Raw genomic sequence first — 20,050 nt, 5'->3', positions numbered from 1 at the left:
CGTGTCCGCCCACTGCCAACTGACCGGCGCCCACCCGGGCTTCGGCAACACCATCTCGCACTCGCACCGGCGCACCTCCCGCCGCTTCGACCCCAACATCCAGCGCAAGAGGTACTGGCTGGCGAGCGAGGGTCGCCATGTCCGCCTGACGCTGAGCGCGAGGGCCATCAAGGCCATCGACATCATCGGCATCGAGGCCGCCGTGGCGCGGATCCGCGCTCGGGGGGTGAAGGTCTGATGGCCAAGAAGAGCAAGATCGCGCAGAACGAGAAGCGCAAGGCGATCGTCGAGCGGTACGCCGCCCGGCGGGCCGAGCTGAAGGAGGCCGTGCGGCGGCCGTCCTCGACGGAGGCCGAGCGGAGTGCCGCCGTTGCGGAGCTGCGGAAGCAACCCCGCGACGCCAGTGCGACCCGTGTGCGGAACCGGGACAGCGTGGACGGCCGCCCCCGCGGTCACCTCCGCAAGTTCGGACTCTCCCGGGTCCGCATGCGCGAACAGGCGCACGCCGGCTTCCTCCCCGGGATCACCAAGTCGTCCTGGTAGCGCCTGCGTATCGGGTGGGAGCGCGCGGGCCCATGTCTCCGGCGGGGTGTGGGCCCGCGCGCCACTGCCCGGCGTGTCACGTGCCTCAACTGAGGGGAAACCGAATGCCCAAGGGTCTGCTGAGCGTGGTGACCGGCAACTCGCCGGACGTCCGAGGCCTGGTGGTGGACCAGCTGCTGCGAGCGAGTCCGCGCGCGGTGGTGCTGGCCGTGTCGATCCAGGCCCGGGACAAGGGGTATCCGGTGGTGCAGCGGTTCACCGCCGGGGCCGATACCGAGCTGCACGGGACCCTGGCGCGGGGCGCGACCGGTGATCCGGTGGTGATCCTCCGCCAGGACCTGCTGGCCATCCGGCGGGCCATGGGGGCGCCCCATCTCATCCTCGCGCTGCCGCAGGAACTGGATGTCCTGCCGTTCCTGGTGGAGTTGTGGCAGCCGCGGATCGGCGTGAGCGCGGTGTCCGACCACTATGACCCCGCGCCGGTACTGGTCGGCGTCGACCCGGCCTCCTTCATGGCCGACATCGGGTGTGTCCACCGCGCCGTGGGTCTTGGGGACGGTACGGGCGACGCCACTCCCACGACGCCGGCTGAGGTCGCCGCCCGCCAGGTGGAGGCTGCGGACGTGCTGATCGTTCCCGCTCCGGCGGACGGCGGTGGCCGCCGGGTGTCCGGGGCTGCTGCCGCGCTCGTCGGCCACCTCAACGCGCACGCCCTGCTCCTGTCGGTCTCCGACCGTGCGGAGGCGGCGCCCCAGCTCCCCCCGTTCCTCACGCGGCCCGCCCCGGCCGGAGCGAGCGACGAGTGGCGGACGCGGCTCGAGCCGGTGAACGTGCCGCGCTCGCATTCCGGTAGCCGCCACGGTGTGGAATCAGTGCTGTGGCGGGCGCGGCGCCCGCTGCATCCCCAGCGGCTCGCGGACGCCTTGGCCGCGGTGATGATCGGTGTGGCGCGCAGCCGCGGGCACCTGTGGCTGGCCGGCCGCCCTGATGCCGTTGTCGCCTGGCGCTCGGCCGGGGCGCACCTGGAGCTGAGGGAAGCCGATCGCTGGCTGGAAGCGGGGGACCCGAAGGCCTGGGAGGCCGCCTCTCCGCAGCGGCGGACGCTGGCGTCGTGCTTCTGGCACGACTACTACGGGGAGCGTCGCAACGAGATCGTCTTCACCGGCATCCACCTGGACGAACGGCGGGTGTGCTCCGCCCTGGACGAAGCCCTGCTCACGGACACCGAGCTGTCGCTGGGCCGGGACGCCTGGGCAGCTATGCCCGACCCGCTCCTCGGTGCTCCGTGATCTCGGCGGCCGCCGTGTCGTGAAGGCCCAAGCGCAGGTGCTCGACGTGGAAGAGGGCCTGGTCGAGCAGCTCGGCGACGTGGTGGTCGTAGAGGGAGTAGACGATCGAGCGGCCCTGACGTTCGCCGGCGACCAGGCCTAGGTTCCGGAGCAGGCGCAGCTGATGGGAGCAGGCAGACGGTTCCATGCCGACGGCTTCGGCGAGATCGCCGACCGCGCACGGGCCCTCCTGGAGGCGGGCGAGGATGTATAGCCGCGAGGGGGTCGCCAGGGCTTGGAGGGTTGCGGCGACGTCTGCGGTGCCCACGGCGTCCAGGCGTTCGCGCGTGGTGGCGGAGTTCTTGTCGTCCATTCCATGGCCCATGGCGGCCATCTTACCGGCGATACCTGAAGACCTGTTCAGATGTTCCTGTATCTTGGAGGCGTAGTCGTCCTCTCGCCCGTGAAGGGTTGATTTGCATGCCTTCTGTCCTGCTCCAGCGTCCTCAACGGGCGGCGGAGGTTGCTTCGGCGCCGCGGCGGCGCCGTACGCGGGTGTTCGCACTCGCCGAGGCACGCTGGGCCGCGGCCGCATTGGCGCTCTTCCTGCTCGCGCTGCCGCTGCAGCTTGCCGACGCCCCGGCATGGTCGTGGGGTCCGCTGTACGCCGCCGCCTACGTCACCGGAGGCTGGGAGCCGGCCTGGTCCGGGTTGCGGGCCTTGCGGGACAAGACCCTGGATGTGGACCTGCTGATGATCGTCGCCGCGATCGGGGCGGCGTCGATCGGGCAGGTGATGGACGGCGCGCTGCTGATCGTCATCTTCGCCACTTCCGGCGCGCTGGAGGCAGTGGCCACCACCCGCACCCAGGACGCGGTGCGCGGCCTGCTCGACCTCGCGCCGCCCGCCGCAACACGCCTGACCGCAGGCGGCCGGGAGGAGATGGTCGCCACCGTGGACCTCAAGGTCGGGGACGTCATCCTGATCCGCCCCGGCGAACGTGTCGGCGCCGACGGCCGGGTGTTGGAGGGTGCCAGTGAGGTCGACCAGGCCACCATCACCGGAGAGCCCCTGCCGGTGGTGAAGGAGATGGGTGACGAGGTGTTCGCGGGGACTCTCAACGGCACCGGCGCCCTGCGGGTCGCGGTGGAGCGGGACGCCACAGGCTCGGTGATCGCCCGGATCGTGGCCATGGTCGAGGAAGCCTCCGAGACCAAGGCGCCTACCCAGCTCTTCATCGAGAAGGTCGAACAGCGCTACTCCCTCGGCATGGTGGCCGCCACCCTCGCCGTATTCGCCGTCCCGATGGGCTTCGGCGCGGACCTCACCGGCTCTCTCCTGCGCGCCATGACGTTCATGATCGTGGCATCGCCGTGCGCCGTCGTGCTGGCCACCATGCCGCCGCTGCTGTCCGCCATCGCCAACGCGGGGCGCCACGGCGTACTGGTGAAATCCGCCGTCGTCATGGAACGCCTGGGACAGGTCGACGCGGTCGCACTCGACAAGACCGGCACGCTGACCGAGGGCACCCCGCGCGTCACCGCGATTCGCCTGCTGGCTGGCAGCAGCCTCGACGAAGACGGGCTGCTCGCCTTGGCGGCCGCCGCGGAACACCCCAGCGAACACCCCCTGGCCCGCGCCGTGGTGGCCGCCGCCCGCGATCGCCGCCTGCACCTGGCCGACGTACGGGACTTCGCGTCCGCCCCCGGAATCGGAGTGACGGCCACCGTGCACGGTCACACCATCCAGGCAGGAGCCCCGGCGCGGCTGCTGGACGCCGCTTCGGACGCGGCCTCGGCACACGCTGCGCTGGTGGCGGGAGAACTGGAGGCCGGCGGCCGTACCGCCGTCCTCGTTCAGCGCGACGGGATTCCGGTCGGCGTGCTGGGCATCACCGACCGGCTGCGCCCCGATGCCGCCGACACCGTCACGGCCCTGCGGGCGCTGACCGGAGCCTCGCCGATGCTGCTGACCGGCGACAACCCGCGTGCCGCAGCGAGCCTTGCCGGGGAACTCGGTATCACCGAGGTACGGGCCGGGCTGCTGCCCCAGGACAAGGTCGCCGCCGTCCGTGAGCAGCAGGCGGCCGGGCGCAAGGTGCTGGTCATCGGCGACGGCGTCAACGACGCCCCAGCGATGGCCGCCGCTCACATCGGCATCGCCATGGGCCGCGCCGGCTCCGACCTCGCGCTGGAAACGGCGGACGCGGTCATCGTCCGAGACGAACTGGCCACCGTACCGGCCGTGATCGCGCTTTCCCGCGCCGCGCGCCGCCTGGTGGTGCAGAACCTGGTCATCGCCGGGGCGTTCATCTCGGCCCTGGTGGTCTGGGATCTGGCCGGACACCTTCCGCTGCCGTTGGGCGTGCTGGGCCACGAGGGATCGACCGTCATCGTCGGCCTCAACGGGCTGCGCCTGCTGGGTACCGCTGCCTGGGAGCGAGCCGCTCGTCCCTCCGAGAATGCCCGATGAGCCGCTGTGGGGAGAAGGCCCAGGACCACCAAGGCCGGGTCCTCTAATCGCCGGTTCCTCTCCCGCACCTGGCAGCGCAGGAGTTCATGGATCCGCTGGTCCGTGCCGTCGTCCCGCCAGGCGGCGAAGTAGTAGTACGTCGCACTCTTCGGCGGCAGGTCGTTCGGCAACAGGGCCCACTGACAGCCGGTCCGGGACTGGTAGAGGATCGAGTTCACGATCTCCCGCATCGGATAGCGGCCTTGGTGGCCACTCACGGAACGGTGCCGGTTCTTCCAGGCCGTGAGCACCGGCTCGATCAACGCCCACTGCTCGTCGGACAAGTCGCTCTGGCACGGCTTTCGCTCACTCATCCCACCGATCCCAGCGGGCCACCGGCACCGGATCGGAACGTTCCGGCTTCGCCCACACCATCAGGCGACACCAGAGCCACTCATGAGCTCATGAACCGCCCACTGGGGGCCGCCCCGCTGGAGGACCGCCGAGTGCGTTGACGCCCACCGGCCTTCCGCATGTTTTGGCTGACCTGCTTCCGATGCCCTCGAGTGCGTCGCGATCCTTGAATCGACCGCAAAGGGCCCCTGACCTGTATCTTTGATCGATGTGTGTGATGTGCGCTACATGAGTTACGGGCGGTAGCTTGATGCTGGTCTGACGCACGTGACGCACGTTCGACACGTGCCCGATGTATTTGCTTACGGAGTGTCAGTAACAGAAAGCCGCCTCCGGACCCAGGCTGTACCCCTGGTTCGGGAGGCGGCTTGTTGCTGCGGGCGGTCTGGCTGGGCCGCTGCCTGAGCCGCGGTCCGGGCTTCCCCTCCCGAGCACGTTCTGTGACGGGGAGGGAAGGCGGTCACACCCCCGCCAAATCGCGCGTTCCGTGCGGCTCGCCGCCGTAGCTCCCCCTCAAGATCCCGACTGGGCGCCCGGGACCAGAAGTGGGTTCAGGTCTTGCTCTTAGTGAGCGTGGCCGTCGTTGTGGGCTGGGGTCTTGGGGGTGGGCTTTGTTGTCGGGGAGGCGCTGGGAGTGGAGGCAGCCGGGGCTGACGGGGTCGTGGGTGCGTGGTCGTCTGCGGCGGGTTCTTCCGCGGTGCCGTGACTGTGCCCGCCGCCGGGTGTGTTTTCCATGGAGGCGGCGACCTCGCGTAGGCCGAAGAAGGCGAGGGCGGCGGTGGCGAGGACGGCCAGGCCGACGAGGCTGAAGATGCGGCGGGTGGGGGTGTCCGCGCCCTTGATGACGTAGGCGATGAAGGAGACGAGGAGTCCGGCGGGGACGAGGACGGCTCCGCGGGCGGGGAAGTCGTCGAAGTGCTGGAGGCCGCCGCTGAGCATGCCGATGCCGAAGGACAGCGTCAGGGAGGCGCCGATCACCACCAGCATGCGCGGCAGGCCCGGCCGCTCCCTGGTGAGGATGAACTCGTTGAGGATGGTGGCCGCGAGGAAGACGAAGGCGCCGTACGCGGCGATGCGGGTGTAGCGGTCGGGGTCGAGCGGGTGGTGGACGACGGCGCCGCTGATGAGGCCGGCGCCGACGAAGTAGCCGACGTAGCCGAGGTAGCGGGCGGCCAGCGACCGCTTGCGGGCCAGGCGCGTGCGCCGGGCGGCCCGTCCCTCGGCGGGAGAGATCGACGTCGGTTCCGGGGTCCGGGCGTCGAGGAGCTGGGTCGAGGTCACGTGCGAGTTCCTTCGGTGGTGCGTGCGTGGCTCATCACCCGGCGCACCACTGCGTGGGGCTGGCCGGGATCGGCGATGAGAGTCAGGACGGATCGGGGCAAACTGCCCGGATCTATACCTGCTGCACCACGGAACCGAGGGAGCTTCGCAACGGAGGAAGGCCGGATGGGATGGTCCCCACCCAGGGCTGCGGCTTCATCGCGCCGACGGCGGGGGTCAGCCGCGCGAGGGCCGTCAGCTGTGGGTTGGGCAGGTCCAGGCCCTGCTGAGGGTGGCCGGAGGCGCAGGCTTCGGCGGGGTGGGAGTGCCCACTGCCGCCGTCGGGTTCGTCGGGTGCCTCGGTGTCGTGATCATGGGCGTTGCCATGGCCGGTGGGCGTCGGGTAGGACACGTCGACTGCGCCGCCGGTGACGTGCGCGGAGGCGCTGTCGGCTCCGGCGGCGTGGGTGTAGAGGAAAGCGAACAGCAGGGCGGCCAGCCACAGCAGGCGCAGCGGGCCCGCCGTGTAGCGGGTCCGCGACGTGCCGAATGCAGTCCGGGCCGTGACCATGCCGCGAGCCTATCCGGCAGGTGGAGCGCCCTGTACAGCCACCCCGTAAATGATCACGCGAAGTGGTGATCTTGGGGTGTTCGGGGAACCGGGCGCAGGCCGTCGAGGGTGACGGCGACCAGGCGGCGGAGCGCGGCCCGGGAGGTCAGGCCGGAGGCCGCGGTCAGGGCGTGGAGGCAATACTGGGCGAGTTCGGCGGGCGGGACGTCATCGCGCAGGTCGCCTGCCCGGGCGCCTTCGGCGAGAAGGTTCTGGAGCATGCCTTCGAGGTGCTGTTGGGCGTGGGTGATGTGGTCGCCCTGGTGGAGAAGGGCAGCGAGTTCGCCGCCGTGCCGCTGCTGGGCGATGCCCGCGTACGCCTCAAGCACCGCCGCCAGTCGCCGTGTGGGGGTGCCGGGCCGGCCGCTGATCTCCGCGAGGTGGTGGAGGTGCCCGGTGACCTGACGTTCGTGCCAGGCGAGCAGGACCGCCTCGACGTCGGAAAATGGTGGTGCGGGCTCGTGGGGCCGCATCCGAAAACTCCGGAGGGCGTCATGGCCGGCTCACCGACTCGTCGCGAGGATGACGGCGCGGGCGCGCCGCCTTGGGTGAAGGTGTCCGCGGCGATCGCGGTCGTTCTGGTCGCGGTGTTCCTGATCGTCCACCTGGCCGGTGGAGGCATGGTCGGGCACACGCCATGACGCCGTTCGGCCCGCGGCTGCGCAAGCTGACGCTGACCGCGCATGTCACCGCTTCGGTCGGCTGGCTCGGTGCGGTCGCCGCCTTCCTGGCCCTCGCCGTCGCCGGCCTGGCAGGCAGCGCGCCCGAGACGGTACGCGCCTCATATCTGGCGATGGAGCTGGTGGGCTGGTTCGTCATCGTGCCGTTCAGTGTCGCCTCGCTGCTGACCGGGGTGGTGCAGTCCCCGGGCACGGTGTGGGGGCTGCTGCGCCACTACTGGCTGATCGCGAAACTGCTGATCACGGTGCTCGCCACCCTGCTTCTCCTGGTCCACATGCAGCCGGTCGGGCACCTGGCCGAAGCTGCGGCGCAGGCCTCCCTCGCGGGCGGCGAACTGGAGGGCATGCGCATCCAGCTGATCGCGGACGCGGCCGCCGCGCTCGTGGTGCTGCTGACGGCCGCCGCGCTGTCGGTGTTCAAACCGCGCGGGGTGACCCGCTATGGGCGCCGTCGGCAGCGAGAGCCACGTCTGCTGCCGCAGCAGGCCGCGCAGTGACTTCAGCGCCAGCCAGGGGTCGGAGCGGCGCCGACTGACCCTGCCGTCCGGTGAGCCCGGCCCGGGCTCATCGCGGATTGCCTCCTCACGCCGCGGACCCGGCGGATCCGGGGCGGTCGACGGAAAGTCCCAGGACGCATCCGGTCAACCCCTCTTCGCAGAGCGGCGCGCCCGGGTGCACCTTCGTGGTGCGTCCGGGGCGCGCTGCTGCCCTGAGGGGTGGGTGTCAGTGGTAGGTGTGGACGACGGCGTGGCCCTTGCCGCGGCCGATCATCCACTTGTTGACCGGGGTCGTGATCAGGAAGGCGACCGCGAATCCGCCGAGCAGCGCGGCCCAGAACAGTCCGTCGGACAGGTGCGCTTCCATCGCCCCCGGCGTGAGCGCGATGATGCCGTTGTCGACCAGTTCCATCACCGCGATGGAGACGGTGTCGGCGGCCAGGGCGACCTTGACGGCGCTCTTGAAGTCCAGGCCGGCCTTGCGGACGGCGAAGAGGGTGAACGAGTAGCCGAAGATGAACGCCAGCGTGATCGCGAGGATCATCGTCTGGACGTTGCCCCACAGCAGGGCGGTGCCGATGACCATGCCGAGGATCTCGCCGATGGCGCACCCGGTCAGGCAGTGCAGGGTCGCCTTCGCCGCCATGCTCCAGGAGGCGCCCCCGTGGGCGGGCTCGCCGTGTCCGTGGTGGTCCTCGTGGGTGGCGTGGTCGTGCGTGGTTCCGGCGTGGTGAGTGCTGTGGTCCATGACCCTCATCCCCATTCCCGTCCAGTGTGGGCCCCTGCGCGGCACCCACACCAGAACCCTATACCCCTAGGGGGTATTCCTCTAGGGGTATTCCGCTCCGGCGGAAGGCTGGTGGAGCACCATCCAGGTGCGGCCGGCGTCGGTGGATTCGTAGACGGTGTCCGTGGTGTCGGCGGCGAGCAGCCGCTGACCGGTCACGGCGGTGAGCACGGTGGGCTTTGCGCCTGCGGGCAGGCGGCCCTGCTCGGTCCACGCCTGGCCCCCGCGGCTGCTCATCACCCGGCCGTCGGCGGCCAGGCCGACCAGTAGTCCGGGCTCGGGCGCATCGACGGCGACCAGAGCGGGGGCTCCGGCGACGGGGCGGAAGCTGCGTCCGCCGTCGCTGCTGGTCTCCAGGCCCTTGCCGGTGGCGGCCCACACCTGCTGCGGGTTCTCGGCATGTGCGGCGAGGTCGAGCAGCGGCTGCTGGGCGCGCTTGTCCCAGGTGCGTCCGCCGTCGACGCTGGCCCAGATCTTCCCGCTCTGGCTGTCGAAGCCGTACAAGCTCTCGCCGGCCTGCTCAAGGGCGTGGAAGTCGGCTTCACCTTCGGCGGAGAGGGTCTGCCAGGTCCGGCCCGCGTCGGTGCTGCGGATCAGGCCCAGGTGGGGTGAGCGGGCGTTCGGGTCTGACGGGGAGGGGTGGCCGCTGCCGAGGAAGGTGGAGGGGCCGGTGACGGTGAAGCCCATCGTGTCCTGGTAGCGGTCGGCGACCCGGAGCGCTGTGCCGTCGGCCAGGCGGAAGACGCCGAGGTGGCCTGCGGCGTAGACGGTGTTGTCGGCCGGATCGACGCCGAGGCCGTGTAGATGCCCGGTCCCCGGGTCAGGTGTGGTCGAACTCCGCTTGTCGGCGTCGGGTGCGGAGCAGGCGGCCAGCAACAGGCCGGCCGCAGTTGCCACGGCGGCCGCGGTGAGCCCGCGGCGGCGCGGTGAAAGGGCGTGGGTGATCACGTGAGGAGGACCAAGCTGTCGGCGAAGTGACGCGGATGCGGGTGGGCGTGCGGGCGCGGGGGCGGGCGCTGTGTGGCGCCCGCCCCCGCCGGCGACCGGGTCAGTTCTTGCCGAGGAGGGTGTTCATCTTGTCGATCTCGGCGGACTGGGAGGTGATGATCGCGTCGGCCATGGTCTTGGCGTCAGGGAAGGAGCCGTCGGCCTTCTCCGTCTTCGCCATCTCGACCGCGCCCTCGTGGTGCTTGATCATCAGCTCCATGAAGGCGGTGTCGAACGCCTTGCCCGAGGCTGCCTTCAGGTTGTCGATCTCCTCGGCGGTCATCATGCCGCCCGTGCCGTGCGCGCCGTGGTCTGCGGCGCCCTCGGCCGGCACCTGCTCGCCCCAGGAGGTCAGCCATCCGGACAGGGTCTTGATCTCCGGGTCCTGGGCCTTCTTGATCTGCTCGGCGAGCGTCTTCACCTCCGCCGACTCCGCCCGGCTGGGCGCGAGGTCGGCCATCTCGATGGCCTGGCGGTGGTGGGGGATCATGCCCTTGGCGAAGGCGACATCGGCGGCGTTGTGCTGCCCCTGCGCGGCCGGGGCCGATGCGCTGGCGGACGGGGAAGCGGAGCTGTCGTCGCTGGAGCCGCAGGCGGCCAGGACGAGTGCGGCCGCGCCGGCAGCGATCACGGCGGCGGTACGGCGGACGAGGGAACGGTTCGCGGTCATAGTGGTGCAACTCCTTCACGCGCAACCGCCATGGGTGCGCGTCAATCTGCGGAAATGAGGGTGTGCCGGAGCGCGGCACCCGCCACCAGGCAGAAGCAGGCGGCGAGGGGGTGCCGTGCGGGCGGTCCTATATCCGCAGGAGTTGCAGTTCGGACAGGTCGGGCGGAGCCCGGCCACTCGCCGTGCCGACCTGGACCCCACCGAGAAGTGCTGCGGCGGGAAGGGCGGTGTCCACGGCGCTGATCAGCGGGGGCGGCGAGTACGGGACACCGACACCGGTCGCCGCGCAGATCGCGTCCGCGTGATCGAGGTGTTCCGATCCGCCGGCCGAGTGAGAGCAGTTCCCGTCGGCCTGATGCGCGGCCTGCTCATGGGGCACGGGCGCTGCATGCCGCACCTGGGCCGGGTAGGACGCCGCCGCGAACATCGGCTTCGGGCCGAGGCCGTGCATCGCCAGTACGCCTGCCAGCACTGCCAGCACGAGCAGGACAAAGCCGCGCCCGGCAGGGCGGCGGCTCGTCAGGCGCTCGGCTGAGGTCATGGGCTCAGCGTACGATCCGGCTCCGCGCGCGGCCCGCGCCGTCCGCCCTTCGGAGCAATCCTTCGAACAGGCGCCCGCCCTCCGCTCGCATTGCGGGCAGACGATGTGGGACAGGTCGCCCGCGTGGGTCTGGTCGATATCGGACCGCCCGGAAGGGCTGTATGAGCCGGCCGGTTGAGAGCGGCGCGGGTGGGCTGGGCGTGGGGCGTTCCTGGATGCGTGGGCATGCCCGGGGGAGGGGCGGGCGCTGTGCCACCCGCCCCTCCCCCGGGGCCGTCGGTTCAGGCCGTCGCAGGCTGCTTCTCCGCCTCAGGCAGCGGCGGCGGCTTGAGGCGGCCGGTGCGGTGCAGCCCGTGCAGCGCGGCGGCGCACGCGAGGCCGAGGGCGGCCAGCGCGGTCCACGGCAGCGCGGACATTCCGGAGGCGCGGGCAGCGTCCAGGGCCGCGCCGATCCCCAGGTTTCCCAGGGCGATGCCGATGCCGCAGATGGTGTTGTACAGCCCGTAGTGGGTGGCGACGAGCCGGTCGCCGGAGAGTCGCACGATGGTGTCCATCTCGAAGGGGTAGGCGATCATCGTGCCCACGGCGAGCAGCAGCGCCGCGAGTGTCGAGGGCACGGCCGCGAGCAGCCAACGCCCTGCCCCGCCGTCCGGCACGGGGACGGCCGTGGCGATGAGCAGCGGTATGAACGCGGTGCCCATGGCGAGCAGTCCCCAGGTGAGCGCGCGGCCCGGTTCCATCCGGGCCTTGCACCAGGCCGTCACCTTGGTCTGGAAGAGGATCGTGCTGAGCCCGGATACGGCGAAGAGCATCGCCGCGGCGGCTGTACCGAACGTCCCGTCGCCGCCGAGGCGCCGGACTTCCAAGGGCAGGGCGAGATACACCTGGAACGTGAGCACGTACGAGCCGATCATGGCTACGGAGAAGAGCAGGAACGGGCGGTTGGCCAGGATGCCGCGCCACTGGGTGAGCACGCTCTCGCGCGGGCCCTCCGCCCGGTCCTTCGCGTCGTTGCCCCGGCGGGCGGGCAGGGCACGGATCTGCACGATGCTCAGCAGGGCGAAGATCGCGGCGGCGACCAGGCAGGTGACGCGGAAGTCGACCCCGGTCAGCACCATGCCCACCAAGGGGCCCAGCAGGATGCCGGCCTGGTAGAAGACGTTGAACAGGGCGAAGGCCTCGACTCGGCGTTCACCCGCGTCCGCGGCCAGGTACGCTCGGGTCGCGGGGTTGAACAGGGCCCCGGCCAGGCCTGTCGCGGCGGAGGCGGCGATCAGTGCGGGCACGGAGTCGACCATGCCGAGGGTTGCGAAGCCTACGATGCGCAGCGCGAGCCCGGCAATGATCATCGGCTTGTAGCCGAAGCGGTCGGCCAGTGTCCCGCCGATCAGGAACATGCCCTGCTGGCTGAAGTTGCGTACGCCCAGGACGAGTCCGACGACCCAGCCCGCCAGACCGAGCGATCCGGAGAGATGCTGCGCGAGGTACGGCATCAGCATGTAGAAGCCGAGGTTGATGGTGAACTGATTCACCATCAACAGCTGGACGCTGCGCTCATAGGAACGTACTTGTACCAGGGTGCTCCTCACCGGGCGTCCTCCTCCACCGCGGCGGAGTCCGGGTTCGCCTCGGACTCGTCGGTGAGGGTGAGCGGGTCGACCACGGTGGTGCACCGGGTCCAGCGGGTGACCTCCTTCTCGTCCATCCGGCCCACGGTCTCCGGCTCGAGGGCCGGCGGGCCGTCGAGCAGTCCGTGGGCGGCGCAGTAGTCGTCGTCGTACACCGTGCCCAGGTAGCGCTGCGGCCCGTCCGGGAAGACCGCCGCGATACGGGTGTCCGCCGGCAGCGTACGGGCAAGCCACCCCGCGACCAGGGCGACCGCGCCCACGCTCCAGCCGCCGGTGGCGTAGTGGGAGGCCGCGAGCTGCCGGCAGGTCCACACCGCTTCGCCCGGGGCGACCCAGTGCACCTCGGAGAAGTTCTCGTACGCGACATTGCGCGGGTAGATGCTGGAGCCGAGGCCGCGCATCAGGCGGGAGCGGGCCGGCTGGCCGAAGATCGTCGAGCCGATGGTGTCCACTCCCACGAGCGTCAGTCCCGGGTAGAGCTGCTGCAGGACGCGGGAGACACCTGCGGAGTGACCACCGGTCCCCACACTGCACACCAGGACGTCGATGTGGCCGAGTTCGGCCGCCAGCTCCAGTGCCAGCGGGGTGTACGCGGTGGTGTTGTCGGGGTTGTTGTACTGGTCCGGGCACCAGGAGCCCGGGTGCTGCTGCATCAGCCGGGTCACCCGGTCGCGGCGGGCCTGCTGCCAGCCGCCGGTCGGGTGGGGTTCGGAGACGAGGTTGACCTGGGCGCCGTACGCGGTCAACAGCCGGTTCATGGACATTTCGAGCCCGGGGTCGGTGACCAGGGTGACCGAATGGCCGTAGACCATGCCGGCCAGGGCCAAGCCGAGGCCGAGGGTGCCGCTGGTGGATTCGATGATCCGGGCGCCGGGGAGCAGATCGCCGCGGGCACGGGCCCGCTCGACCATGTGCAGGGCCGGACGGTCCTTGATCCCGCCGGGGTTGAAGCCCTCCAGCTTCGCCCAGAAACCGCGGCCTTCCCGGGTGAACGGCTCAGTTACCCGGAGGAGCGGTGTGTTGCCGACCAGCCCGGACAGGGAGGACCGGGCGGACGGGTTGTCAGCAGTGGGAAGAGTGGTCATCTTCTCGGCTCTCATGCGTAGATGGCTGCTTCTGTGCGCATCTCGCCGGCTGCTGCGGTCAGAGGCGGGAGGGCGATTCCTCCAGCGTCCAGCGGGCAGCAACGGGCGGCGGCCGGTAGGTGCGGCCGCACGAATGAGCTCTAGATTCGCCACCGACAGACGCTTATTGATCCGAAACGCTTTGAGTTCAGGCTCGTTGACGGTGTGTGAGTGATCTGGTGGGGGATGCGCGGGCCTGGTCGCCGGATGCGCAGGAGGCCGCGCGGTTGCTGGCGGTGTCCGCGCTGGTGGTTCCTCGACCTGCTCCGCTCCCGCCCCGCCGGCCGCGAACGCCTCACCTGGCTCGCCCGCACCCCCTCCTTCGCCCCCATGGAGTACTCCAAGCTCGGCCTGGAACACTTCACCCCCGACTACACCCGCTACTTCCACGCCCTGCCCGAACCGGTCCGCGACCGGCTCGTCCCCGCCCAATGGCAACTCCACAAGGGCATCGACACCGACACCATCGCCGCCATCCACGAAGAGCTCTACCGCCGCACCCTCGACGGAGGCTGGCCCGACGCCGTCCTCACCCCCGGAGTCAGCGTCCGCACCGCAGGCCGAGTCGCCACCACCAAGGTCGAACTCCACCTCGAACACGTGGAACAAGGCACCCGCTCCCGCCTCACCACCGACGCCGTCGTCCTCGCCACCGGCTACAAGGAGCGCCCCCTCAGTCGCCTCCTCGCCGGCCTCGACCCCTACCTGCGCAAGGACTCCTCCGGCCGCCCCCGCATCGACGACCGCTACCGGATGGTCCTCGACCCCACCGTCACCGGCAGCATCTTCGTCCAGAACGGCGAACGCCACACCCACGGCGTCGGAGCCCCCGACCTCGGCCTCGCCGCCTGGCGCAGCGCCGCCATCCTCAACACCCTCACGGGCAAAGAGGCCTACCCCCAGCCCACCCGCACCGCCTTCACCACCTTCGGCCTCGAACAGCGGGAGCACACCCGCCCCCAACCCCTCGGCGAACTGCTCCCGCTGGTCGAGCACCCCTAGGAAGAAACGTTTAGAAGACAGGTATCCCGGCCCGGGTCAGCCGCCAGTCCACTGACGCGAACTGCGCCGGGTCCACCGTCCCCTTCGCCTTCACCCACTGGATGATCGTGTTACGGATCTCATCCGAATTCGCCCACAACTGCTTCGCCTGCGGCACGTGCGGGAAGTTGCCGCCACCCGAAGCCCGGTAGTTGTTCACCGCCAACACGAACTGCGCCGCCGGATCCACCGGCTTGCCCTGGAACGACAACCCCGTGATCCGCGAACCCACCGGCTCCGACACGTCGATGTCATAGGTCAGCCCGTACACGGCGTCGTAGTTGTAGTCCGGCGTGCCCTCCGCGTTCGTCAGCTTCGCCGGATCCACCACCTCACCCGGAGCCGTCCGCACGAAGTACCTCGCCGAATACTCCAGATACGCCTTCACCTGCGCACCCGTCAGCAGCCGCGCCTCCAGCGTGTTCTCGAACGGATACAGGCCCGCCGCATCCTTGAGCGTCACCTGGCCGGCCGGGATCGACGCCGTCCGCGAGAAACAGGAAGCCTGCGACAGCACCGGCAGCCCCGCCCACTCCGTACCCGCCAGCGCACCTTTCACCGTCTCCGCCTGCACATGGCTGATCAGATCGATGATCGCCACGTCCTTGACCGGACCCTCCGCCGAAGACATCGCCTGTGTCGACGTACCGATCACCTGGTTCACATACGCCACGACCTTGCGGTGCTCGTCCGACAGCAGCCGCACGATCTTCGGGTCCTCCACCGCCGCATTCGAGTTCACCACCCGGGCCGACACCTTCGCCACCGACCAGCAGCCCTTCGCCCACGTCAGCTCGAAGTCGAACAGCGTCAGCCGCTGACCCCACTTCAACGGCTCCGACAGCACCACGTCCTTGCCGGTCGCCTTGTTCCGCACCCGGTACTCCGGGATCTCCGTGTGCGCGTGCCCCACCAAGATCGCGTCGATCCCCGGCACCTGCTCCGCCACCAGACCCGCCGCGTTCTCGACGTACGGAAGCTGGTCCCCGTAACTCGACGTACCGCTCGACCCCGAATGCGCCGACACGATCACCACGTCCGCCCCCAGCGACCGCAGCCGCGGCACGTACTTCGCCGCCTGCTCCTCAAGACCCGGGAACGTCATCTTCCCCTGCACGTTCGCCTTGTCCCAGATCGCGATCCCCGGATTCGTCAGCCCCAGCACCGCCACCTTCACGTCCCGCCCGTGCGGAGTCCGCAACCGGTGCATGCTGTACGGAGGGAACGCCGGCCGCAACGTCTTCGCATCCAGCGCGTTCGCCCCCAGCAGCGGGAAGTCGCACTGCTCCTCGAACTTGCGCAGCACCGGAATGCCGTAGTTGAACTCGTGGTTCCCCAGCGCCGCCGCGTCATACCCGATCGCGTTCATCGCCTGCGCCATCGGATGCACCGGACCACGCCGCGCGGTGATCGGATCCACCTTCGCGTAGTAATACGACAACTGCGTGCCCTGAATGGTGTCACCCGCATCGATCAGCAGCGTGTTGCGCCGCCCCTTCTGCGCCCGCACCTCATTGACCAGCGTCGAGATCTTCGCCAGACCGATGTCGTTGTGCGCCTTGTCGTCGAACTCCTTGTCCGTGAAGTAGTCCCAGTTGAAGACGTTCCCGTGCAGGTCCGTCGTCCCCATCACCGTGAACGCGTACGTCTTCGGCCCCCCGGCCGAAGCCGCGCCCGCGACCCCGTCAGCCGCGGCGGCCGGGGTGCTCGTGGCCCCCGCCAGCGCCACGGCCGCACCCGTGGCAGCCGAAGTGCCCAGGAATGTCCTACGGTCGAATGCCATGCCATCTCCCCTTGTGAGGTGCGCGCGTACAGGTAGTGCAACGCGCGTAGATTCTGACCCAGCAGTAACAAGCCGCAACACCCCCCACAGGTTTCGATCCGATGACCACACCCCCACGAGCGTCAGTGCGACAGTGAAGCCATGACCCAGGACGCATCGCAGCCCTACGGAACCCCCGAAGTCCCCCGCGTCGCAGTCCGCGGCGAAGCCCGCCTCGAAGTCGACCCCGAGATTGCCCGCATCGGCATCACCGTCAGCGCCCGCGGCACCGACCGGCGCACCGCCCTCGAAGACCTCACCCGCCGCAACAACGCCGTCCTCGACCTCGTCAAAAGCTACGGCGACCCCGTCGAAAAACTCGAAACCGGCGCCTTCTCCATCACCCCCGAACTCACCCGCCACGGCCGCGGCGAACGCATCCGCGCCTACCACGGACGCGTACACCTCACCGCCGAACTCAACGACTTCACCACCCTGGGCGAACTCACCACCCGCCTCGCCGACCTCGAACTCACCCAGGTCGACGGCCCCTGGTGGGCCCTGCGCCCCACCTCACCCGCCCACGGCGAAGCCCGCCGCCAAGCCGTACTCGAAGCCGTCCAGCGCGCCCGCGAATACGCCACCGCACTCGGCGCCAACCTCGCCGCCCTCGTCGAACTCGCCGACCTCGGCGCCGAAAACACCCCCGCCCCCTTCCAAGCAGCCGGCGCCGGCATGCGCACCATGGCCTTCAGCGGCACCGAAGACGCAGGCCCCCCCGCCCTCGACCTCGAACCCCAGCGCCAAACCGTCTACGCACAAGTGAACGCACGCTTCACCATGACCCCTCCCCAGCTGTGAACCCCTGACCGCGAAACCCCAGCAAACCGGCGCCCGGGGGTGCTCATCAGAGCACCCCCATGCACATTCAACAATTGTCAACAACCTTTTGCTCAAAGGTTGTTGAGTGGACACCCGGAACCAATTTCCTACTCCCTGGTAGGGGCATACCCTCGCCCCATGCGCCGAGCGAAAATCGTATGTACCCTGGGCCCCGCCACCGACTCATACGACCAGATCAAAGCCCTGGTCGAAGCCGGAATGGACATCGCCCGCTTCAACCTCAGCCACGGCAACTACGCCGAACACGAGGAGCGTTACCAGCACGTCCGCAAAGCATCCGACGAAACCGGCCGCAGCGTCGGCGTCCTCGCAGACCTTCAAGGCCCGAAGATCCGCCTGGGCCGCTTCCGCGAAGGACCCGTACTCCTTGAACGCGGCGACGAATTCACCATCACCGTCGAAGACCACGAAGGCGACCGCCACACCTGCGGCACCACCTACAAAGGCCTCGCCGAAGACGTCACCACCGGCGAACGCATCCTCGTAGACGACGGCCGCGTCACCCTCGAAGTCACCGCAGTCGACGGACCCCGCGTCCACACCCGCGTCATCGAAGGCGGCATGGTCTCCGACCACAAGGGACTCAACCTCCCCGGCGTCGCAGTCTCCGTCCCCGCCCTCTCCGAAAAAGACATCGACGACCTCCGCTGGGCCCTGCGCACCGGCGCCGACGTCATCGCCCTCTCCTTCGTCCGCAGCGGCCGCGACATCGAAGACGTCCACCGCATCATGGACGAAGAAGGCCGACGCCTCCCCGTCATCGCCAAGGTCGAAAAGCCCCAAGCCGTCGAAAACATCGACGACATCGTCGCCGCCTTCGACGGCATCATGGTCGCCCGCGGCGACCTCGGCGTCGAAATGCCCCTCGAACAAGTCCCCATCGTCCAGAAGCGCGCCGTCAAGCTCGCCAAGCGCAACGCCAAACCCGTCATCGTCGCCACCCAAATGCTCGACTCGATGATCGAAAACTCCCGACCCACCCGCGCCGAAGCATCCGACGTCGCCAACGCCATCATCGACGGCACCGACGCCGTCATGCTCTCCGGCGAAACCAGCGTCGGCAAATACCCCATCGAAACCGTCCGCACCATGGCCCGCATCGTCGAAGCCGCCGAAGAAGACATTCTCGCCAAGGGCCTCCCCCCACTCACCGACCGCAACAAGCCCCGCACCCAAGGCGGAGCAGTCGCCCGCGCAGCCGCCGAAATGGGCGACTTCCTCGGCGCCAAATTCCTCGTCGCCTTCACCCAGAGCGGAGACACCGTCCGCCGGCTCTCCCGCTACCGCTCACCCATCCCCCTCCTCGCCTTCACCCCCGACGCCTCCACCCGCTCCCAGCTCAACCTCACCTGGGGCGTCGAAACCTTCCTCGGCCCCCACGTCGACTCCACCGACGCCATGGTCGCCCAAGTCGAAGAAGAACTCCTGCGCATCGGCCGCTGCGTACCCGGCGACATCGTCGTCATCACCGCAGGCTCACCCCCCGGCGTCAGCGGATCCACCAACCTCGTCCGCATCCACCACATCGGCGACGCCGTCCGCTGACACCCACCCCGACGACGACAACACCTCACGTATAAGACGCACCGCGTCGGGCAACTCCAACCGGATCCCACCCGAACCCGGGCAATGCCCGCCCGACGCGGTCACCCGCGCCTGCGCACCCAGCTCCCGCACACACCGCAACACGTGCTCACCGGTCTTCTCCCCGGTCACCGCGTCATCCGCCGCATGCACCACCCGGAACTCCCGCGCCGCCCTGCGGATCTTCCGCCAGTCGAACTCCGGAGTGAAGAACGGCGCCAGCGCCTCATACCCCACCTCCCCGGACATCGACGCCACGAACACCACCCCCGCGAACGCCCCCTCGGCCTCCGTGTCGTGCCGCTGAAGCAACCGCAGCACATTCACCCCGCCCAGGCTGTGCCCCACCAACACCGTCTCGCCCGCAGGCACACCCCCGGGGCCAGACGCCGCCTCCTCCTCCAACTCCTTCAGCCACACATCCGCCTCAGGCGCGAACGGCTCCGGGAAGTTCGGAATCCGCACCTCATGCCCCTCGGCGGCGAACTCCTCACCCACCGCCGAATACCAGTGGTCCCCGGCACCCATCCCGTACCCGTGCGCGATCACGATCTTGCCCATGGCTCCACCCCCTGATCAGCCCGCTCCATCAATCAAAACGCTACGCCGCGTTTTGATAAAACGGTAGGGCTTATCTTGAAGCCGTGTCAATCACTCCTTCGGGCAACCCCCGCACCGGCGGCCGCCTCCGCAACGAAGACGCCCACCACTCCGTCCTCGAAGCCACCGCCGCGCTCCTCGTCGAGAGCGGCTACGGAGCCCTCACCATCGAAGGCGTCGCCAAACGCGCCAACGTCGCCAAAAGCACCGTCTACCGCTGGTGGAAGTCCAAGCCCGCCCTCGTCATGGACGCCTACGCCCACGAAACCGCCACCCGCGTCCCCGAACCCGACACCGGCACCCTCGCGGGCGACCTCACCGCCTTCGTCACCGACCTCTACCGCATCGGCCACGACCCCGTCCGCACCAAAGCCCTCACCGGCCTCATGGCGGAAGCCCAACTCGACCCCGCCTTCGCCGAACCCTTCCGCGCCTGGGCCGCCACCCGCCGCGAGATCGTCGCGACCCTGTTGACGAGGGCCGTCACCCGCGAGGAACTCCCCGCCACCACGGACCTCGACCACGCGGTCGACTTGGTCTTCGGCCCGTTCTGGTACCGCCTCCTCATCGCTCACGCCCCCCTCGACCCAGCCGACGCGGAAGCCCACGTGACCACCGTCCTGCACGGCCTCACGGGCCGCGCGTGAGCGGGCCCAGGCCCGCGCCGGACATCGGCGGCCGACACGCCAAGTCACCTTGA

21 protein-coding genes and 2 pseudogenes are annotated in these 20,050 nt (G+C 69.7%); 10 read left to right on the top strand and 13 right to left on the bottom strand.

Annotated features, from left to right (window positions below; all coding sequences use genetic code 11):
• The first annotated feature begins 1 nt into the window (after position 1).
• From rpmB to DRB89_RS27955, 3 genes are all read left to right on the top strand, one after another.
• Complete coding sequence (rpmB, locus tag DRB89_RS27965) at positions 2 to 238, top strand: 50S ribosomal protein L28 (RefSeq protein WP_112452381.1); 237 nt, start codon at positions 2 to 4, stop codon at positions 236 to 238.
• A complete protein-coding gene (gene rpsN / locus DRB89_RS27960) occupies positions 238 to 543 on the top strand; it encodes a 30S ribosomal protein S14 (RefSeq protein WP_112452382.1) in 306 nt (101 codons plus the stop codon). The genes rpmB and rpsN overlap by 1 nt, the downstream gene beginning before the upstream one ends.
• A 104-nt stretch (positions 544 to 647) precedes the next feature.
• Positions 648 to 1,832 (top strand): GTP-binding protein, encoded by a 1,185-nt coding sequence (locus tag DRB89_RS27955; protein WP_112452383.1) that lies wholly within the window; start codon positions 648 to 650, stop codon positions 1,830 to 1,832.
• On the opposite strand, the gene DRB89_RS27950 is transcribed toward DRB89_RS27955, so the two are convergent.
• Positions 1,801 to 2,196, bottom strand: a complete 396-nt coding sequence (locus tag DRB89_RS27950) for a metalloregulator ArsR/SmtB family transcription factor (protein WP_112454216.1) — start codon at positions 2,194 to 2,196, stop codon at positions 1,801 to 1,803. The two genes, DRB89_RS27955 and DRB89_RS27950, sit on opposite strands and share 32 nt — an antisense overlap.
• Positions 2,197 to 2,291: 95 nt before the next feature.
• Here DRB89_RS27950 and DRB89_RS27945 point away from each other — a divergent pair, with 95 nt between their 5' ends.
• Positions 2,292 to 4,283, top strand: coding sequence for a heavy metal translocating P-type ATPase (locus tag DRB89_RS27945; protein WP_112452384.1), 1,992 nt, complete (start codon positions 2,292 to 2,294; stop codon positions 4,281 to 4,283).
• A 20-nt stretch (positions 4,284 to 4,303) separates the two neighbouring features.
• On the opposite strand, the pseudogene DRB89_RS27940 reads toward DRB89_RS27945, so the two are convergent.
• From DRB89_RS27940 to DRB89_RS43185, 4 genes and pseudogenes are all read right to left on the bottom strand, one after another.
• Positions 4,304 to 4,636, bottom strand: a pseudogene (locus tag DRB89_RS27940) (transposase); the annotation flags it as partial.
• Positions 4,637 to 5,240: 604 nt separating this feature from the next.
• Entirely contained in the window at positions 5,241 to 5,957 is a 717-nt protein-coding gene (locus tag DRB89_RS27935; protein ID WP_112463461.1) for a hypothetical protein, read from the bottom strand.
• A 112-nt stretch (positions 5,958 to 6,069) separates the two neighbouring features.
• Positions 6,070 to 6,507 (bottom strand): hypothetical protein, encoded by a 438-nt coding sequence (locus DRB89_RS27930; RefSeq protein WP_112452176.1) that lies wholly within the window; start codon positions 6,505 to 6,507, stop codon positions 6,070 to 6,072.
• A gap of 53 nt (positions 6,508 to 6,560) precedes the next feature.
• On the bottom strand, positions 6,561 to 6,875 hold the full coding sequence (locus DRB89_RS43185) for a hypothetical protein (RefSeq protein WP_343234828.1): 315 nt from the start codon (positions 6,873 to 6,875) through the stop codon (positions 6,561 to 6,563).
• Here DRB89_RS43185 and DRB89_RS43180 point away from each other — a divergent pair.
• A complete protein-coding gene (locus DRB89_RS43180) occupies positions 6,789 to 7,187 on the top strand; it encodes a hypothetical protein (RefSeq protein WP_162688749.1) in 399 nt (132 codons plus the stop codon). The genes DRB89_RS43185 and DRB89_RS43180 overlap by 87 nt on opposite strands.
• A complete protein-coding gene (locus tag DRB89_RS27920; RefSeq protein WP_112452174.1) occupies positions 7,184 to 7,723 on the top strand; it encodes a hypothetical protein in 540 nt (179 codons plus the stop codon). Before DRB89_RS43180 ends, DRB89_RS27920 begins: the two co-directional genes overlap by 4 nt.
• A gap of 226 nt (positions 7,724 to 7,949) precedes the next feature.
• On the opposite strand, the gene DRB89_RS27915 is transcribed toward DRB89_RS27920, so the two are convergent.
• The 6 genes from DRB89_RS27915 to DRB89_RS27890 form a co-directional block, all read right to left on the bottom strand.
• Positions 7,950 to 8,471 carry a DUF4396 domain-containing protein gene (locus tag DRB89_RS27915; RefSeq protein ID WP_112452173.1) on the bottom strand — a complete coding sequence of 174 codons (522 nt, stop codon included), beginning with the start codon at positions 8,469 to 8,471 and terminating at the stop codon, positions 7,950 to 7,952.
• Between the two features lie 81 nt (positions 8,472 to 8,552).
• On the bottom strand, positions 8,553 to 9,407 hold the full coding sequence (locus tag DRB89_RS27910; protein ID WP_162688748.1) for a F510_1955 family glycosylhydrolase: 855 nt from the start codon (positions 9,405 to 9,407) through the stop codon (positions 8,553 to 8,555).
• 151 nt (positions 9,408 to 9,558) lie between these two features.
• On the bottom strand, positions 9,559 to 10,167 hold the full coding sequence (locus tag DRB89_RS27905) for a DUF305 domain-containing protein (protein WP_112452171.1): 609 nt from the start codon (positions 10,165 to 10,167) through the stop codon (positions 9,559 to 9,561).
• Between the two features lie 127 nt (positions 10,168 to 10,294).
• The gene (locus tag DRB89_RS27900; protein ID WP_112452170.1) at positions 10,295 to 10,708 is read right to left on the bottom strand and encodes a DUF6153 family protein; all 414 of its coding nucleotides are present in this window, start codon (positions 10,706 to 10,708) and stop codon (positions 10,295 to 10,297) included.
• 281 nt (positions 10,709 to 10,989) lie between these two features.
• Positions 10,990 to 12,297 (bottom strand): MFS transporter, encoded by a 1,308-nt coding sequence (locus tag DRB89_RS27895; RefSeq protein ID WP_112452169.1) that lies wholly within the window; start codon positions 12,295 to 12,297, stop codon positions 10,990 to 10,992.
• The gene (locus DRB89_RS27890; protein WP_112452168.1) at positions 12,294 to 13,436 is read right to left on the bottom strand and encodes a PLP-dependent cysteine synthase family protein; all 1,143 of its coding nucleotides are present in this window, start codon (positions 13,434 to 13,436) and stop codon (positions 12,294 to 12,296) included. Before DRB89_RS27890 ends, DRB89_RS27895 begins: the two co-directional genes overlap by 4 nt.
• A gap of 276 nt (positions 13,437 to 13,712) precedes the next feature.
• Here DRB89_RS27890 and DRB89_RS27885 point away from each other — a divergent pair.
• A pseudogene (locus tag DRB89_RS27885) lies at positions 13,713 to 14,462 on the top strand (SidA/IucD/PvdA family monooxygenase); the annotation flags it as partial.
• A gap of 10 nt (positions 14,463 to 14,472) precedes the next feature.
• Here the strand turns inward: DRB89_RS27885 and DRB89_RS27880 are convergent.
• Complete coding sequence (locus DRB89_RS27880; RefSeq protein ID WP_112449767.1) at positions 14,473 to 16,284, bottom strand: 5'-nucleotidase C-terminal domain-containing protein; 1,812 nt, start codon at positions 16,282 to 16,284, stop codon at positions 14,473 to 14,475.
• Between the two features lie 141 nt (positions 16,285 to 16,425).
• On the opposite strand from DRB89_RS27880, the gene DRB89_RS27875 reads away from it, so the two are divergent.
• Together DRB89_RS27875 and pyk are read left to right on the top strand one after the other, a co-directional pair.
• Complete coding sequence (locus tag DRB89_RS27875) at positions 16,426 to 17,124, top strand: SIMPL domain-containing protein (RefSeq protein ID WP_112449766.1); 699 nt, start codon at positions 16,426 to 16,428, stop codon at positions 17,122 to 17,124.
• A gap of 159 nt (positions 17,125 to 17,283) precedes the next feature.
• Positions 17,284 to 18,711, top strand: coding sequence for a pyruvate kinase (gene pyk, locus DRB89_RS27870; RefSeq protein ID WP_112449765.1), 1,428 nt, complete (start codon positions 17,284 to 17,286; stop codon positions 18,709 to 18,711).
• On the opposite strand, the gene DRB89_RS27865 is transcribed toward pyk, so the two are convergent.
• Positions 18,643 to 19,311 (bottom strand): alpha/beta fold hydrolase, encoded by a 669-nt coding sequence (locus DRB89_RS27865; RefSeq protein ID WP_112449764.1) that lies wholly within the window; start codon positions 19,309 to 19,311, stop codon positions 18,643 to 18,645. The two genes, pyk and DRB89_RS27865, sit on opposite strands and share 69 nt — an antisense overlap.
• 83 nt (positions 19,312 to 19,394) lie before the next feature.
• On the opposite strand from DRB89_RS27865, the gene DRB89_RS27860 reads away from it, so the two are divergent.
• On the top strand, positions 19,395 to 19,997 hold the full coding sequence (locus DRB89_RS27860; protein WP_112449763.1) for a TetR/AcrR family transcriptional regulator: 603 nt from the start codon (positions 19,395 to 19,397) through the stop codon (positions 19,995 to 19,997).
• The last annotated feature ends 53 nt before the right edge of the window (positions 19,998 to 20,050 follow it).

The sequence above is a fragment of the Streptomyces sp. ICC4 genome (assembly GCF_003287915.1).
GTDB lineage: Bacteria > Actinomycetota > Actinomycetes > Streptomycetales > Streptomycetaceae > Streptomyces > Streptomyces tritrimontium.
This window is presented reverse-complemented; position numbering and strand designations above follow the sequence as displayed.

What these genes read in the sequence shown, in the direction of transcription:
- rpsN (WP_112452382.1), top strand. Translation starts at nt 238, where the DNA reads ATGGCCAAGAAGAGCAAGATCGCGCAGAACGAGAAGCGCAAGGCGATC.
- DRB89_RS27905 (WP_112452171.1), bottom strand. Translation starts at nt 10,167, where the DNA reads ATGACCGCGAACCGTTCCCTCGTCCGCCGTACCGCCGCCGTGATCGCT.
- DRB89_RS27890 (WP_112452168.1), bottom strand. Translation starts at nt 13,436, where the DNA reads ATGAGAGCCGAGAAGATGACCACTCTTCCCACTGCTGACAACCCGTCC.
- DRB89_RS27930 (WP_112452176.1), bottom strand. Translation starts at nt 6,507, where the DNA reads ATGGTCACGGCCCGGACTGCATTCGGCACGTCGCGGACCCGCTACACG.
- DRB89_RS27900 (WP_112452170.1), bottom strand. Translation starts at nt 10,708, where the DNA reads ATGACCTCAGCCGAGCGCCTGACGAGCCGCCGCCCTGCCGGGCGCGGC.
- pyk (WP_112449765.1), top strand. Translation starts at nt 17,284, where the DNA reads ATGCGCCGAGCGAAAATCGTATGTACCCTGGGCCCCGCCACCGACTCA.
- DRB89_RS27955 (WP_112452383.1), top strand. Translation starts at nt 648, where the DNA reads ATGCCCAAGGGTCTGCTGAGCGTGGTGACCGGCAACTCGCCGGACGTC.
- DRB89_RS27915 (WP_112452173.1), bottom strand. Translation starts at nt 8,471, where the DNA reads ATGGACCACAGCACTCACCACGCCGGAACCACGCACGACCACGCCACC.
- DRB89_RS27950 (WP_112454216.1), bottom strand. Translation starts at nt 2,196, where the DNA reads ATGGGCCATGGAATGGACGACAAGAACTCCGCCACCACGCGCGAACGC.
- DRB89_RS27945 (WP_112452384.1), top strand. Translation starts at nt 2,292, where the DNA reads ATGCCTTCTGTCCTGCTCCAGCGTCCTCAACGGGCGGCGGAGGTTGCT.
- DRB89_RS27865 (WP_112449764.1), bottom strand. Translation starts at nt 19,311, where the DNA reads ATGGGCAAGATCGTGATCGCGCACGGGTACGGGATGGGTGCCGGGGAC.
- DRB89_RS27880 (WP_112449767.1), bottom strand. Translation starts at nt 16,284, where the DNA reads ATGGCATTCGACCGTAGGACATTCCTGGGCACTTCGGCTGCCACGGGT.
- DRB89_RS27875 (WP_112449766.1), top strand. Translation starts at nt 16,426, where the DNA reads ATGACCCAGGACGCATCGCAGCCCTACGGAACCCCCGAAGTCCCCCGC.
- DRB89_RS27920 (WP_112452174.1), top strand. Translation starts at nt 7,184, where the DNA reads ATGACGCCGTTCGGCCCGCGGCTGCGCAAGCTGACGCTGACCGCGCAT.